Origin of the sequence: Microbacterium sp. (assembly GCF_051860965.1) — a bacterium.
In the GTDB taxonomy this organism is placed as follows: Bacteria; Actinomycetota; Actinomycetes; order Actinomycetales; family Microbacteriaceae; genus Microbacterium.
The window spans coordinates 148,019-162,775 of the sequence record NZ_JBIMKU010000002.1; the positions used below are offsets into that span (position 1 = coordinate 148,019).

14 protein-coding genes are annotated in these 14,757 nt (G+C 68.3%); 7 read left to right on the forward strand and 7 right to left on the reverse strand.

Annotated elements, in window-relative coordinates; translation table 11 throughout:
* Positions 1-46: 46 nt before the first annotated feature.
* Entirely contained in the window at positions 47-1,957 is a 1,911-nt protein-coding gene (locus tag ACTIFV_RS04220) for a glycosyltransferase (protein WP_439591524.1), read from the forward strand.
* Between the two features lie 2 nt (positions 1,958-1,959).
* Positions 1,960-2,952, forward strand: coding sequence for a glycosyltransferase family 2 protein (locus ACTIFV_RS04225; RefSeq protein WP_439591836.1), 993 nt, complete (start codon positions 1,960-1,962; stop codon positions 2,950-2,952).
* Here ACTIFV_RS04225 and galE read toward each other — a convergent pair.
* From galE to glf, 5 genes are read right to left on the reverse strand one after another with little or no spacing between them, the layout of a single operon-like run.
* Positions 2,938-3,921, reverse strand: coding sequence for a UDP-glucose 4-epimerase GalE (galE, locus tag ACTIFV_RS04230; protein ID WP_439591525.1), 984 nt, complete (start codon positions 3,919-3,921; stop codon positions 2,938-2,940). The genes ACTIFV_RS04225 and galE overlap by 15 nt on opposite strands.
* A 6-nt stretch (positions 3,922-3,927) precedes the next feature.
* Positions 3,928-4,674, reverse strand: coding sequence for an ABC transporter ATP-binding protein (locus tag ACTIFV_RS04235; RefSeq protein ID WP_439591526.1), 747 nt, complete (start codon positions 4,672-4,674; stop codon positions 3,928-3,930).
* A complete protein-coding gene (locus tag ACTIFV_RS04240) occupies positions 4,674-5,483 on the reverse strand; it encodes an ABC transporter permease (protein WP_439591527.1) in 810 nt (269 codons plus the stop codon). The genes ACTIFV_RS04235 and ACTIFV_RS04240 overlap by 1 nt, the downstream gene beginning before the upstream one ends.
* Positions 5,484-5,529: 46 nt before the next feature.
* Positions 5,530-7,641 (reverse strand): acyltransferase family protein, encoded by a 2,112-nt coding sequence (locus tag ACTIFV_RS04245; protein WP_439591528.1) that lies wholly within the window; start codon positions 7,639-7,641, stop codon positions 5,530-5,532.
* Positions 7,642-7,652: 11 nt separating this feature from the next.
* Positions 7,653-8,792, reverse strand: coding sequence for a UDP-galactopyranose mutase (gene glf / locus ACTIFV_RS04250; protein ID WP_439591529.1), 1,140 nt, complete (start codon positions 8,790-8,792; stop codon positions 7,653-7,655).
* A 149-nt stretch (positions 8,793-8,941) separates the two neighbouring features.
* Between glf and ACTIFV_RS04255 the strand changes: the two genes are divergently transcribed.
* Genes ACTIFV_RS04255 through ACTIFV_RS04275 form a run of 5 tightly spaced genes read left to right on the forward strand, consistent with a single transcriptional unit; the run spans position 8,942 to position 13,588 of the window.
* Positions 8,942-9,382 (forward strand): GtrA family protein, encoded by a 441-nt coding sequence (locus ACTIFV_RS04255; protein ID WP_439591530.1) that lies wholly within the window; start codon positions 8,942-8,944, stop codon positions 9,380-9,382.
* The gene (locus ACTIFV_RS04260; protein ID WP_439591531.1) at positions 9,375-10,352 is read left to right on the forward strand and encodes a glycosyltransferase family 2 protein; all 978 of its coding nucleotides are present in this window, start codon (positions 9,375-9,377) and stop codon (positions 10,350-10,352) included. Before ACTIFV_RS04255 ends, ACTIFV_RS04260 begins: the two co-directional genes overlap by 8 nt.
* 60 nt (positions 10,353-10,412) lie before the next feature.
* Positions 10,413-11,303, forward strand: a complete 891-nt coding sequence (locus ACTIFV_RS04265) for a glycosyltransferase family 2 protein (RefSeq protein ID WP_439591532.1) — start codon at positions 10,413-10,415, stop codon at positions 11,301-11,303.
* Positions 11,304-11,348: 45 nt separating this feature from the next.
* Complete coding sequence (locus ACTIFV_RS04270) at positions 11,349-12,485, forward strand: NAD-dependent epimerase/dehydratase family protein (RefSeq protein WP_439591533.1); 1,137 nt, start codon at positions 11,349-11,351, stop codon at positions 12,483-12,485.
* Entirely contained in the window at positions 12,482-13,588 is a 1,107-nt protein-coding gene (locus ACTIFV_RS04275) for an acyltransferase family protein (protein WP_439591534.1), read from the forward strand. The genes ACTIFV_RS04270 and ACTIFV_RS04275 overlap by 4 nt, the downstream gene beginning before the upstream one ends.
* Positions 13,589-13,590: 2 nt before the next feature.
* On the opposite strand, the gene ACTIFV_RS04280 is transcribed toward ACTIFV_RS04275, so the two are convergent.
* A complete protein-coding gene (locus ACTIFV_RS04280) occupies positions 13,591-14,001 on the reverse strand; it encodes a DUF2304 domain-containing protein (RefSeq protein ID WP_439591535.1) in 411 nt (136 codons plus the stop codon).
* Positions 13,998-14,735 carry a glycosyltransferase family 2 protein gene (locus ACTIFV_RS04285; protein ID WP_439591536.1) on the reverse strand — a complete coding sequence of 246 codons (738 nt, stop codon included), beginning with the start codon at positions 14,733-14,735 and terminating at the stop codon, positions 13,998-14,000. Before ACTIFV_RS04285 ends, ACTIFV_RS04280 begins: the two co-directional genes overlap by 4 nt.
* Positions 14,736-14,757 lie beyond the last annotated feature (22 nt).

The window sequence follows — 14,757 nt, forward strand, 5'->3', positions numbered from 1 at the left end:
GGCCCGACGCATCGCGCCCGCCGTCAGACCTCCGGAGATTCCCCACGTGACCCACGTCCTGCAGAACGTCGTCTTCCCCCTCGATCGAGACCCCGACCTGCTCCCGCTGTACGTCGACCCCGAGACGTGGTCGGTCATCGACGAGGAGCCCGTGCGCGTATCGAACCGCGCGCAGCTCGGCAACATCCTCGACCGCCGTCGCGCCCGCGTGCTCGCGGGACGGCGCGTGTCGTTCGGCACGTACTTCAACGCCTTCCCCGCCTCGTACTGGCAGCACTGGACCCCGGTCCGCGATGTCCGCCTGACGGTGCGCACGAGCGGACCGGCGACGATCCTCGTCTACCGCTCGAACGGTTCCGGTGCTCGGCAGCGTCTCGAGACCCGCGAGGTCGACGGAGTGACCTCGAGCGACTTCGATGTCGTGCTCGACCAGTACAGCGACGGCGGCTGGATCTGGTTCGACATCGTCGCCGACGAGAAGAACGCCGTCTTCGAGGGCGCCGAGTGGACGACCGAGCAGGAGCCCGTGCGCGAGGGCAAGGCATCCATCGGCATCACGACGTACAACAAGCCGGACTACTGCATCTGGACGCTCAAGAACCTCGCCGAAGCGCCCGAGGCGCTCGAGTTCGTCGACCGCATCTTCATCATCGACCAGGGCGACAAGCGGGTCGACGCGCAGGAGCTCTTCCCCGAGGTCGCCGCGCAGCTGGGCGACACGCTCCAGATCATCTCGCAGCCGAACCTGGGCGGCTCAGGTGGCTTCGCCCGCGCGATGGCCGAGACCCTCGAGCGACCCGAGAGCGGATTCGTCCAGCTGCTGGACGACGACGTGCGCATCGAGCCCGAATCGATCCGCCGCTCGATCGTGTTCGGTCGCTACGCGTCGGTGCCGACGATCGTCGGCGCGCATATGTTCGACCTGCTCGATCGTCCGAAGCTGCACGCGTGGGCCGAGGTCGTCGACGACGTGCCCTTCATGTGGCGTGCCCTCTATCAGGAGAAGCTGCCGCACGACTTCAGCGCGAGCAACCTGCGTCAGTCCAAGATGCTCCACATGCGTCTGGACTCCGACTACAACGGCTGGTGGATGTGCCTCATCCCGGTCGAGGCGCTGCGCGAAGTAGGGCTGTCGCTGCCCGCGTTCATCAAATGGGATGACGCGGAGTACTGCCTGCGGGCGCGCGATGCCGGCATCCCGACGGTGTCGATGCCCGGTGTCGCGCTCTGGCACGTCTCGTGGGTCGGCAAGGACGACACGATCGATTGGCAGGCGTACTTCCACGCCCGCAACCGCATCGTGGCGGGGCTCCTGCACTCGCGCGTGCCGGGCGGCGGGACGCTGCTGCGCCACTCGCGCCGCGTCGACCTCAAGCACCTGATGATGATGCAGTACTACCCCGTCGCGCTGCGTCACCGTGCGCTGCGCGACGTCCTGTCCGGCCCCGCGCACATGCGGGGCAACCTCGCGACCGCGATGCCGGCCGCACGGGCGCTGCAGAAGCAGTTCCCCGAGACGGTCATCATTAAGGACACCGGCGTGCCGATGCGCTCGCGCCGCGGCCGCCAGGTCTTCAAGCAGCAGAAGCGCCATGACTTCGACAGTCCGACAGGCCTGCGCCTGCGCTGGTTCACGGCGTCGACCCTGATCGCGCACTGGCTGCACAAGCCGAAGCCCGAGAACCTCGCGCACCCCGAGGTCGAGTTCGGCAAGGACGACGCCCACTGGTGGCGCCTGCCGGTGTTCGACAGCGCGCTCGTGAGCGCCGCGGACGGCTCGGGCAAGAACATCTACACGCGCGATCGCGCGAAGTACCGACGGCTTCTCGTGGACACCGTGCGCCTGCACCGGCGCCTGCGCCGGGAGTGGCCGCGTCTGTCGGAGGAGTACCGCAAGGCGCTCCCCGGACTCGTCTCGCGCGAGGCCTGGCAGACCACGTTCGAGGAGTCGAAGTGACGATGGCCGCTCGCGAGACCGCCTCCACGTCGGCGCCCTTCGAACCGGGCACCGCGACCATCGCCGTCGTGACCTTCAACCGGTCGGGCCTGCTGACGCGGCTGCTCGAGAGCATCGTGCGGATGGACCCGAAGCCCGGCCACGTCGTGATCGTGGACAACGCCTCCACCGATGACACGACCGCCGTCGTCGAGTCGTTCCGCGACCGCGTGGGCACCGACCTCGTCTACCGCCGGCTCGACACCAACACGGGAGGCTCGGGCGGCTTCAGCGAGGGCATGCGCGTCGCCTACGACCTCGGCTCGGACTGGATCTGGCTCATGGACGACGACGTCGAGGTGATGCCCGACGGCCTCGCGAAGATGGGCAAGTGGGCACCCCGCTTCAAGAGCATCCAGGGTCGGCGCTACGACTTCGACGGCAGCGAGTTCTACTGGCAGTACCGGATCGCCGAGCCGCTCGGCATCCCGATCCCCTTCGCTCCGTCGGGCTTCGACTCGTCGGGCTTCAAGGAGATGAACTCGGGATGCTTCGAGGGCATGTTCATCCACCGCGACATCGTGACGCAGATCGGCCTGCCCGACCCCCGGTTCTTCATCTACTGGGACGACCAGACCTACGGCTGGCTCGCCTCGCGCAAGACGACGTCGGTCATCGTCGACGAGTTCGTCCTGCGCCGCACGCGCGAGATCAAGCAGTGGGACATGGGCATCCGCCACATGAACGCCTCGAGCGACGCCTACCGGTACTACATCATGCGCAACCGCGCGCACATCAAGCAGTACTACCGCTCGCTGGGCGTCTACAACCCCGTGCTGTTCGGCATCGGCACGTCGCTCACGTTCGCGAAGGAGCTCATCCGGCTCCTGTTCGTCGAGCGCAAGGTGCGCGGCACGTCGAACCTCTTCCGCGGTCTGCGCGACGGCGGGAAGATCGCGCGGGATGCCTCGTGGCAGCCGATGGCGCCGCTCACCGAGGCCTCACCGCAGAGCTGACCGCTCGTCCCACGCCAGAGCGTCGCGGATCGCCTGCTCGACCGTGAGTTCGGCGCGCCATCGCAGCGCGCTCTCCGCCGCCTCGACGAGCGCGAATCCGCCCGCGACGTCGCCCGGCCGGCGCGGCCCCTCCGTGACGTCGAGCGGTCCTGCCACCGCGATGAACGCGTCGACGAGTTCGCGGACCGTCGTGCCGCGTCCCGTGCCGACGTTCAGCACGACCGCGGGCTCGGCATCCGTCACGATCTCGTCGAACCGCTCGACGGCCGCGACGTGCGCCCGCGCGAGATCCCAGACGTGCACGAAGTCCCGCAGGCCCGAACCGTCGCGCGTGGGCCAGTCCACGCCCGTGATGGTGAAGCTCCGCCCTTCGCGCCGAGCCGCCAGCAGCAGACCCAGGGCATGCGTCGGACGCGGCGAGGTCGGCCCCGTCCGCAGCCGCGGGTCGCAGCCGATCGGGTTGAAGTAGCGCAGCGACAGCGCGCGCAGGTCGCCGGACGCCGCGGCATCGCCGAGGACCGTCTCTACGTCGGCCTTCGTTCTCGCATACGGGCTGGCCGGCGCGAGGGCCGCCGACTCGTCGAGTCCTCCGGCGATCTCGCCGGCGTACACCGACGCCGAGGAGCTGAAGACGATGCGATGGATGCCACGCCGACGCAGGTGCTGCAGCATCCGCACCGTCCGGCCGACGTTGACGTCGTAGTACCCGAGCGGATCGGCCACGGACTCCGGAACGACGGTGCGCGCGGCGCAGTGGATGACGGCGAAGATGTCGGGATGCTCGTCGGCGATGCGGTCGATCAGAGCAGCGTCCGCGATGTCGCCGCGGTAGAAGGCGCGGCCCTCGGCGTACGCCTCGAACCCCACCGAGAGGTCGTCCAGCAGGACCGGCACGATACCGGCGTCCGCGCACGCCGACGCGATCGTGGCCCCGATGTAGCCCGCTCCGCCCGTGATGAGGATCTTCACGGCCCGTCAGCCCCCGTTGTACTCGGCGTTGTAGCGGTCCAGGACCTCGCCGATCGGAGCATCCAGCTGCAGGCGTCCCTTGTCGAGGTAGAGCCCTCGCGTGCAGAACCGGCGCAGGTCCCGCTCGCTGTGCGAGACGAAGAAGAGCGTGCGCCCCTCGGCCAGGAGCTCGTCGATGCGCGCGTAGCACTTCTCGCGGAAGGCCTTGTCGCCGACGGCGAGCACCTCGTCGACGAGCAGGATCGGCTCTTCCAGCTGCGAGACGACCGAGAACGCCAGACGGACCTTCATGCCGTTGGAGAGGTGCTTGTAGGGCGTGTCGACGAAGTCCTCGAGCTCGGCGAAGGCGATGATCCCGTCGAACCGGCGGGCGACCTCGGCCTTGGGCATCCCGTGCAGACCCGCCGTCAAGCGGACGTTCTCGCGCACCGTGAGGTCGCCGACGAACCCGCCCGTGATCTCGATGAGCGGCGCGACGCCGCCGTGCACCGTGACCGAGCCCTCGTCGGAGAGCAGAACGCCGGCGACGAGCTTGAGGAGTGTCGACTTGCCCTGGCCGTTGCGACCGACGACGCCGATCGACTCGCCCGGACGCACGTCGAAGGTGACGTCACGCAGCGGCCAGAACTCTCCCGGGCGACTGCGGCGCGACGAGTCGGCGAAGAGGTCCTTGATGCTGCGACGACCGCGGCGGTTGCGGCGGAACCGCACGCCCAGATCACGGACCTCGATCGCCAGATCGGCCGACGTCATCACAGCTCCTTCAGCACGGGGCGCTCGAGGCGTCGGAAGACGAGGATGCCGGCGACGAGGAAGCCGATGCTCATGATGGCGCCGATGACGACGCTCAGGGTGTCCCATGCTTCGGGGAAGAATCCGACGCGGTAGAGGGTGAAGATGCCCGAGAGGGGGTTGAACGCCGCGATCGGCTCGGCCCAGCTCGGCAGATCGGACACCGAGTAGATGATGGGCGAGGCGTAGAACAGGACGCGGAGGATGAGCTTCGTCGTGCGCTCGAGGTCCGAGTACAGCACGCAGAGGGGCGCCACGAGGAGCCCCAGCCCCACGAGCAGGATCGTCTGCAGCAGCACGGCTACCGGGAAGAGGAGCAGGCCCCAGTTGAGCTGCACCGGCACGGTGCTCGTGAACGCGGCCACGATGACGAACCCTGCCAGCACGGGAAGCGAGCAGAGGAACTCGATCCCCTTGCTCAGCACGATGCGGTTCACCCAGATCGATCTGGGGATCGCCGTGGAGCGCACGAGCCGGGCGTCCTTGTTGAAGGCGCGGGTGAAGTCCGAGACGCACGCGTTGAACCACACCCATGGCAGCAGTGCCGTGATGAGGAACACGATGTAGGGCTCGTGGCCCACCGTGCGCTGGAAGACCTGTGTGAAGACGAACCAGTAGATGAGGCTCATGATGAGCGGATCGAGGATCGACCACAGGTAGCCCAGGGCGCTCGTCGCGTAGCGCACGCGCAGATCTCGGGCCGAGAGCAGCCACAGCGAGTGGAGGTAGCGCTGCGGGGATCCCGGCGCGCCGACGGTGGCTGTCGTCACGGGATCGAGTCTATTCGGAGTGCTCGGCGGCGGCCTCCGGTGGGGCTCACGGGAGAACGCCCTGGCTCGAGAGGCTCTGCACGAGAGCGGGCTTCAGCAGACGCACGTACTCGAGATTCAGATGATCGGCGTCGTAGTACACCGGGATGCCCCCGACGACGGCGTAGCACGACGCGTCGTCGCAGAACGACGAGGTGAGGTCGACGAGTGCGACCGTGGCGTCGCCCGTCGTCGCCGCCACGACCAGAGGATCGCTCTGTCGGGCCGCGGCCGCATCGACCGCGCACGCCAGCGGATCGTCGCGGTTGAGCGCGACGCAGTCGGTGGCGCGGACCTCGCCGTTGAGGGGCGGATCTGCCAGCACGACCACCGAGACCCCGGCATCCGTCCACGTGCGCCACGTCGACGACAGACCCGACACCCACTGCTGCATCGCCGGGACACCGGACGCGTCGTCGAGGAGCTGCTCCCGCGCGGCCATCGAGGTGAACACCAGATCCGGGGCGTCCTTCGCGATCTCGGCAGTGAGAGCCGCCGACCACTGCCGGCACGCCGACACCCGCTCCGGCCCCTCGAGCGCTCGATAGCCCAGGAACGCGACATCGGCCGCGGGACACCCGCCCAGCATGCTCGTCGTCACGACCCAACCGCGCTCGCGAGCGAGGTCGAAGATCGTGTTCTGCCACTGCTGCGCGTGCGAATCCCCGACGAGCCACACCTGAGCAGCATCCGCCTCGCCGTCGGAGAAGTCGCAGACCACGGTCGTGCGCTTGTCCCCGGCCCGCAGTCGATCATCCGCCGCGCCGCACTCCTTCGGCGACCAGTAGTACCGGTTCCTCGGCCCCATGTCCGTGTTCCCCGCCGGCCCGAAGGGGTCGGCGCATCCATCGCCCGGCGCCAGCGCCAGAGGCCCCGTGCACGCGGTGTACTCCACGGTGTCCGGGGGCACGTCGGCGGCGGTCCGCACGGTCCCTGCGACCAGCAGCAGCGCACCGACCACGGTCGTCGCGCCCATGCCGATCCCCATCGCGAGGAAGGTGCGCTTCGGCGAGTCACCCACTGCGCGCCAGCGCTGACCCGGGATCTCGACCCAGCGCCGCGTCAGCCACGCGAGCACGAGGGCGAGGATGACGGCGCCGACCTTCGACATCGTCGACGGCTCCGATTGCAGGACGAAGGGGGCCACCACGATGATCGGCCAGTGCCAGAGGTACAGCGAGTACGAGACGTCGCCGAGCCACTGCACCGGCCTGCTCGAGGTGAGGACCGCATCCGCGTTGCGGCCGCCGTGCATCCCCGCTGCGATGACCGCGACCGTGCCGAGGACGGGGACGAGCGCCAGCACGCCGGGGAACGCGGTCGCGGGTCCGAAGAGGATCACGCTCGCGCCGATGGCCGCGTATCCGCCGAGTGCCAGGATGTTGCGGGGCGCGGCGCCGAGGCGGATCCTGCTCGCGACGAGCGCGAGAAGGCCGCCCCCGGCGAACTCCCAGATCCGCGTGAAGGTGACGAAGTAGGCCGCGCTGGGCGAGAGCGCCGTGAAGACGACGCTCGCCGCCAGCGAGAGCGCGCCGATGACGGCGAGCGCGATCGTCACGGGGATGCGCGGGCGCACCGCGCGGCGGACCGCCCACAGCCAGCCGACGAGGATGACGACCGGCCAGATCAGATAGAACTGCTCCTCGACCGACAGCGACCAGTAGTGCTGCGCGACGGTGGCGCTGTCGTTCAATGCCGAGTAGTTCACCGACATCGCCGCGAGGAACCAGTTCTCGACGTACGCCGCACTCGCGAGGATCTCGGCACCGTTGCGCTCCCAGCGCGGGTACGGCAGGAAGATCCACGCCGCCACGGCGGCCACGCAGAGCACGAGGAGCGCGGCCGGCAGCAAACGTCGGACGCGGCGGGCATAGAAGCTCGCCAGGGCCACACGTCCTGTGGCGGACGCCTCCCTCACGAGGTGTCCTGTGATGAGGAATCCCGAGATGACGAAGAACACGTCGACGCCCACGTAGCCGCCGGGGAAGCGCAGGGGCCAGAGATGGTTCAGGACGACCGCGGCGATCGCGACGGCACGCAGCGCCTGGATGTCGGGCCGGAAGCCGCGCGGACGCTTCCCGATCACCGGGAGCGCGGCCCCGGCGATGGACGTCGTCACGGGGCGTGCACCTATGAGGCGAGCTGGTTGTTCCACATCGACAGCGCCGAGCCGATGGCCATGTGCATGTCGAGGTACTGGTAGGTGCCCAGGCGACCGCCGAAGAAGACGTCCTTCTCCCCCTTGCCCAGCTCGCGGTACGCGAGCAGACCGTTGCGGTCGTCGGCGGTGTTGATGGGGTAGTACGGCTCGTCATCGCGGTTCGCGAAGCGCGAGAACTCGCGCATGATGACCGTCTTGTCCTTCGGGTAGCGGTCTTCGCGCTCGGGGTGGAAGTGCCGGAACTCGTGGATGCGCGTGTACGGCACGTCCGCGTCGGCGTAGTTCATGACCGATGTCCCCTGGAAGTCGCCGACCGGCAGGACTTCCTGCTCGAGATCGATCGTGCGCCAGCTGAGCGCTCCCTCGGCGTAGTCGAAGTAGCGGTCCACGGGGCCGGTGTAGACGATCGGCAGCTGTCCGACGGTGGCCTTCTTGTTGTACGGCTGCGACTCGTCGAAGAAGTCGGTCGAGAGACGGACCTCGATGTTCGGATGATCGGCCATCCGCTCGATCCAGGCGGTGTAGCCGTCGGTGGGCAGACCCTCCCACGTGTCGTTGAAGTAGCGGTTGTCGTAGGTATAGCGCACGGGCAGTCGGCTGATGATGTCGGCCGGCAGCTCCTTGGGATCGGTCTGCCACTGCTTGCCGGTGTAGTCGCGGATGAACGCCTCGTAGAGCGGGCGCCCGATGAGGCCGATGCCGCGCTCCTCGAGGTTCTGCGCCGTCTTGGGGTCGAACTCGCCGGCGAGCTCGTGCACGAGCGCGCGCGCCTCGTCGGGCGAGTACGCGCTCTGGAAGAACTGGTTGATCGTGCCGAGGTTGATCGGCAGCGGGAACACGACGCCCTTGTGGTTCGTGTACACGCGGTGCACGTAGTCGGTGAAGGTCGTGAAGCGGTTGACGTACTCCCATACGGCGGGGTTGGACGTGTGGAAGAGGTGCGCGCCGTAGCGGTGCACCTCGATGCCCGTCTCGGGCTCGTCCTCGCTGTACGCGTTGCCGCCGATGTGGTGACGACGGTCGATGACGACGACCTTGCGACCGGATGCCGCGGCCCGCTCGGCGATCGTGAGGCCGAAGAAACCGGAGCCGACGATGAGGAGATCCATGGAGAATGCCTTCGCGAGAGCAGACGCCGCAGACACGGCGACGCGGCGGGCAGAGGCGCCGCCGCTGCACCAGTCTACCGAGCCCGACCGAGGGATCCTGGGGATGCCCTCCGGGGCCGTCTCGGACGACCTGACAGAATGTGTGGGACATGACAGCTTCAGCGCCGCCCCCGCGCGCCGGCTTCGTCGCCCGCATCTGGGCGATGAGTGCCGTGCGCTACCTCGTCGTCGGCGGACTGTGCTTCGTCATCGACGTCGCGCTGCTGTGGCTCGCGTACGACGTGATCGGGATTCCGCTCGCGATCGCAACCCCGATCGCCTTCCTCGCCTCGTTCGCGACGACGTACTCGCTCCAGCGGATCCTGGCCTTCGCGTCAGACGCGAAGGTGGTGCCCAGCGTCGGCAAGTACACAGCCCTCGTGGTGTTCAACACGCTCGCCACGACGGCGATCGTCTGGGGCGTGGCCGAGCTCGGTGGAGGCTGGCTCATCGGCAAGGTCGCCGCGGTCATCGCCACGACGGTCTGGAACTTCTTCGCATATCGTTACTGGGTGTTCGCGACTCCTGAGATCGAAGCCCGCGATGTTTGACGGAGCCGTCATCGCCGCCGTCGTCCCGGCGTACAAGGAAGAGCGCATGATCTCCCGGGTCATCGAGACGATGCCGGACTACGTCGACCACATCGTGATCGTCGACGACTGCAGTCCGGACGCCACGAGCGAGGTGGTCCGCGCGAGCGCCGATCCACGTGTGACCCTCATCCGGCACGAGGAGAACCAGGGCGTCGGCGGCGCCATCATCACGGCGCACAAGGCCGCGCTCGAGCTCGGCGCCGACGTGAACGTCGTCATGGCCGGCGATGCGCAGATGGATCCCGCATATCTGCCCGCGCTGCTCGAGCCCGTGACCTCGGGGGGCTACGGCTTCGCCAAGGCGAACCGCTTCTACGCGCCGGAGTCCTTCGAGGGGATGCCGGGTTACCGCGTGTTCGGCAACATCGTGCTGTCGTTCTTCACGAAGTTCGCCTCGGGCTACTGGAACCTGTTCGATCCGCAGAACGGGTACACCGCGATCCGATCGTCCGTCCTGCGACGCATTCCGCTCGATCGCGTCGCGAAGCGGTACAGCTTCGAGAACGACCTCCTGATCCACCTCAACATCCTGCAGATACCCGCGACCGACGTTCCGATCCCTGCGGTCTACGGCGAAGAAGTCTCGAGCATCCGTCTGAGCAAGGTCATCCCCGAGCTGCTCAACCGGCTCACGGTCGGCTTCTGGACCCGCATCTGGTACCGGTACGTCCTCTGGTCGTTCTCGCCGATCGCGCTCCTGCTGTTCCTCGGCCTCGCACTGTTCGTCTTCGGGCTGGCTGTGAGCATCTGGGTCATCTTCCAGATCGCGGCGTCGGTCATCGCGACCGCGGCGACGGTGATGCTCGCGGCGCTGCCGCTCATGATCGGCACCCAGATGCTCATCAGCGCGCTGCAGCTGGACATCCAGGCGACGCCATCCGCCCCCACATATCCGAAGCTCGGCGACGGCGCGTCCCGACTCCCGTAACGCCCTGCGCGATGGAGCGCGGCGAGTCGCGCCACGTCGCCCCGGTACTCTGGGGAGGTCATGACACTCGAGATCTTCGTGCCCTTCTGGGGCGACCCCGCACTCCTGTACGAGACCGTCGACTCCGTGCGCGCCCAGCGCAACCCGGACTGGCGGCTCATCGTGATCGACGACTGCTATCCCGACGAGAGCGTGCCCGCGTACTTCGCCGCGCTCGACGACGAGCGCATCTCGTACACGCGGAACGAGGTCAACCTCGGCATCACCGAGAACTACCGTGAGGCGATCCGCCGCGCGAGCGAGCCCTACATCGCGATCCTGGGCTGCGACGATCTGCTGCATCCCGACTACGTCGACGTGATCCTGCGCACGATCTCCGCCGTGCCGTACGCCGACGTCATCCAGCCCGGCGTACAGGTCATCGACGAGCACGGTGCCGTGGTCCGCCCACTCGCCGACCGCGTCAAGCAGGGAGTCCTCGCGCCTCGCGGCGGCTACGGGATCGCGGTGCTCACCGGCGACCGGATGGCGACGAGCCTCATCCGCGGCGACTGGCTCTACTGGCCGTCACTGGTCTTCCGCACCGAGACCCTGAAGCGGATCGACTTCCGCGAGGGTCTGCCGATCATCCAGGACCTCGCGCTGCTCATGGACATCGCCTTCGACGGCTGCACGCTGGCCTACACTCCGGCCCTCGCGTTCTCCTACCGTCGCCACAGCGGCAGCGCCTCGCAGAAGACGCTGCTCGACGGCCGCCGGTTCCGGGACGAGCGCACGTACTACGCAGAGGCGCGGCGGCTCGCCGTCGCCCACGGCTGGTCGAAGACGGCGCGCGCCGCGCGCTTGCGGACGATGTCCCGGCTGCACGCTGTTTCGGAGCTGCCCGGCGTCATCCGGCACGGCACACGCGCCGGGATAGAATCGACCCTGGCGCACATCGTCGCCTTCTGACCCGGCCGCGGGTCACCCGCCGCCTCGGAGCCCAGGAGTCCCGCCATGCCCGACCACGTGCTCATCACCGGCGGCGCCGGCTTCATCGGCACACGCCTCGCGCGCCGTCTCGTCGACGCCGGCCACACGGTCACAGTGCTCGACGCCCTCATCCCGCAGGTGCACGGTGCCGACCCCGCCACGACTTCTCCCCTCCTCGCGTCGCTCGACGGCGTCGCGACGGTGATCGAGGGGACCGTCACGTCGAAGGACGACCTGCGGACGGCTCTCGCCGGGGCGACCGTCATCGTCCATCTCGCCGCCGAGACCGGCACCGGGCAGTCGATGTACGAGATCGACCGCTACACCGAGACGAACGTCGGCGGCACGGCGAAGCTCCTCGATCTGCTCGCCAACGAGCCGCACACGGTGAGCCGGCTCGTCATCGCATCCTCCCGCTCCATCTACGGCGAGGGGTCCTACCGCACCCCCGAGGGCGCGATCGTCCACCCGCCGCACCGCGCGGATGCCGACATGGCAGCGGGCGACTTCGAGGTGCACCTCCCCGGCGCCGGGCCGCTGACCGTCGTCCCCACCGATGAGAGCGCGAAGCTGCATCCCTCATCCGTCTACGGCATCACGAAGCAGATGCAGGAGGCCCTCATCATGACGGTCGCACCGACCATCGGCATCGAGCCGGTGTCGCTGCGCTATCAGAACGTCTACGGGCCCGGTCAGTCGCTCAAGAACCCGTACACCGGCATCCTTTCGATCTTCTCGACCCTCATCCGGCAGGGCAAGGAGATCAACATCTTCGAGGACGGCCTCGAGAGCCGTGACTTCGTCTACATCGATGACGTCGTCGAGGCCACGTTCCTCGGAGCGACGCATCCGGATGCGGCGAACGGCGTCTTCAACGTCGGCTCGGGCGTCGCGACCACCGTCAACGAGGTCGTGAGCGGCCTTTTCACGGCCTTCGGCACCGAGGTGCCGACGCGGATCTCGGGCAACTACCGCCTGGGCGACATCCGACACAACGTCGCCGACACGACGCGGCTGCGCACACAGCTCGGCTTCACGCCGTCCGTGTCGTTCGCCCAGGGTCTCGACGAGTTCGTGCGCTGGGTCCTCACGGAGCCGATCGAGGGCGACAGCTATCAGCGGTCGCTCGATGAGATGTCGTCGCGGAACCTGCTGAAGTGACCTCGCGCTTCGCGGGTTCGCCCTACCCGTACCGTCGCAACAGCCTGAACCTCTTCCGGCTCGTCCTGGCGGCGACGGTGCTCTTCGCGCACTCGTTCTACATCGCGGGAGCCGGCACGGGCCCGATGATCCACGGCGAGAATCTGGGCGGGTGGGCCGTCGCGGGCTTCTTCGTGCTGAGCGGATTCCTCATCACCCGCAGCCGACTGCGCACAGCGCCGGGCGAGTTCCTGCTGCACCGCGTCGCCCGCATCTACCCCGCCTTCCTGGTCTGCCTGGTCGTGACGGCGTTCCTCTTCGCCCCGCTCGCCGCACTCCTCGAGCACGGCACGCTGTCGGGCTTCCTGAGCACCCCCGTCACGCCGCTGCAGTACATCTGGGGCAACATCACCCTGTTCATCGATCACTACGACATCGGGACGACGCTGCAGTCGGTGCCCTACCCCGGTGCCTGGAACGGCTCCCTGTGGACGCTGTTCTACGAGTTCCTCTGCTACATCCTGGTCTGGCTGCTCGGCGGCATCGCCCTCTTCCGACGGAACGCGTGGATGGCCGGGATCGCCTTCGTCGTCAGCCTCGGAGTCTGGGCGGGCGTCGTGCTGGGCTGGTCGGAGCGTCTCGGTCTCGACTACACCTTCGGGCTGTTCGCCAAGCTCGCGCCGTTCTTCCTCGGCGGCGCGTTCGTCTACTTCCTCGTCGAACGCCGGGGCATCAACCGACTGATCGGCATCGGCGCCCTCGTCGTCGCGATCGCCGTCATCATCCTCGTTCCGCGCGTCGGCGGGCAGCTGTCGGCACCGTTCCTCGCGTACGGGCTGCTCTGGCTCTCGGCCGTCATCCCGCAGCCCGCCTGGATCGCGCGCAACGACGTCTCCTACGGCTTCTACATCTACGCCTGGCCCGTGCAGCAGCTCACGGTCCTCGTCGGCGGTGCCGCGCTCGGGCTTCCGGTGTACATCGTCATCACGATCGCCGTCACCTTCGCCCTCGCCTGGCTCAGCTGGGTGCTCATCGAGCGACGAGCGATGTCGTGGGCCCGCCCGAAGGGCGACCGGCTGCGTCCGCATCCGGTCCAGCAGCCCGGAGACATCCAGACCGGCTGACGTCAGTCGAGGTCGGCCACGTCGTGGCTCGTGGCATCCTCCGCACGCGTGTGATCGCCCTCGAGCGCCGACACCCGCGCAGCGAGCGCATCGACGGCGGCACGCGAGATGGCGGCCTCTTCGGCGAGGCGGCGGATCTCGTCCTCGGCCTGCGAGAGCTCCCATGACAGGTGCAGGGCGACGCTGAGGAGCAGCACGATCGCGAGGCTGAAGAGCAGGTTGACCGGCAGCTGCACGCCGAGCACGGCGGTGAACCACAGCAGGAGCTGCGGGAAGAGCCCCAGGATCAGCACGACGAAGCCGATCACGAGCCAGACGACGGCGTACTTCTCGCGCAGCTTGCGGGTCAGCAGCAGATAGAAGACGACGATCAGGATGACGAGGGCCAGGCCGATGCCGGCCGCGACGATCATGCGACCTCCACGACGTTGCGCGCGGGGCGCGCACGCCGCATCAGCGCGAGTGTGAGGGCGAAGCCGGAGCGCATGAGGTAGACGACCGAGCCGAGCGTGCCCTGGCTGGGGACACCGTGCTGGCGCGGGCGCATCGCGACCGGCACCTGCGTCACGGTGAGACCCGCGTGCACGGCTGCGACGAGCGAGTCGAGGGTGTCGCCGAAGTACTCGGCCGGGTAGTAGCGCACGTACTGATCGATGCCCTTGCGGCCGGCCGCGCGGAATCCGCTCGTGACATCGGTGAGCGGAGTCTTGGCCACGCGGGAGACGACCTTCGCGAGGACGATCATCGCCCACCGGCGCGGGCCCCGCACGTCGTAGTCCCCGACGCCCGCGAAGCGCGCGCCGATCGAGATGTCGGCGCGCTCGAGGCCCTCGAGGACGCGACTGATCTCGGCGGGATTGTGCTGACCGTCGGCGTCGACCTGGATGACGCGGCCGTACCCGTGGCGCTGGGCGTAGCGGAACCCCGTCTTCATCGCGCCGCCGACTCCGAGGTTGAACGGCAGGACGAGCACCACCGCGCCCGCTTCGGCGGCGACGAGGGCCGTGTCATCCATCGATCCGTCATCGACCACGGCGACGTCGTAGTCCTGGCTCGCCGCGCGGATCTCGCGCACGGTGTTGCCGACGTTGCGGGACTCGTTCCATGCGGGGACGATGATGAGAACCCGGTCCGCGGCGTCGGTCATAGTGCTCACAGCCTACCAATCA

What these genes read in the sequence shown, in the direction of transcription:
- ACTIFV_RS04225 (WP_439591836.1), top strand. Translation starts at nt 1,960, where the DNA reads ATGGCCGCTCGCGAGACCGCCTCCACGTCGGCGCCCTTCGAACCGGGC.
- glf (WP_439591529.1), bottom strand. Translation starts at nt 8,792, where the DNA reads ATGGATCTCCTCATCGTCGGCTCCGGTTTCTTCGGCCTCACGATCGCC.
- ACTIFV_RS04280 (WP_439591535.1), bottom strand. Translation starts at nt 14,001, where the DNA reads ATGATCGTCGCGGCCGGCATCGGCCTGGCCCTCGTCATCCTGATCGTC.
- ACTIFV_RS04265 (WP_439591532.1), top strand. Translation starts at nt 10,413, where the DNA reads ATGACACTCGAGATCTTCGTGCCCTTCTGGGGCGACCCCGCACTCCTG.
- ACTIFV_RS04235 (WP_439591526.1), bottom strand. Translation starts at nt 4,674, where the DNA reads ATGACGTCGGCCGATCTGGCGATCGAGGTCCGTGATCTGGGCGTGCGG.
- ACTIFV_RS04270 (WP_439591533.1), top strand. Translation starts at nt 11,349, where the DNA reads ATGCCCGACCACGTGCTCATCACCGGCGGCGCCGGCTTCATCGGCACA.
- ACTIFV_RS04285 (WP_439591536.1), bottom strand. Translation starts at nt 14,735, where the DNA reads ATGACCGACGCCGCGGACCGGGTTCTCATCATCGTCCCCGCATGGAAC.
- ACTIFV_RS04255 (WP_439591530.1), top strand. Translation starts at nt 8,942, where the DNA reads ATGACAGCTTCAGCGCCGCCCCCGCGCGCCGGCTTCGTCGCCCGCATC.
- ACTIFV_RS04260 (WP_439591531.1), top strand. Translation starts at nt 9,375, where the DNA reads ATGTTTGACGGAGCCGTCATCGCCGCCGTCGTCCCGGCGTACAAGGAA.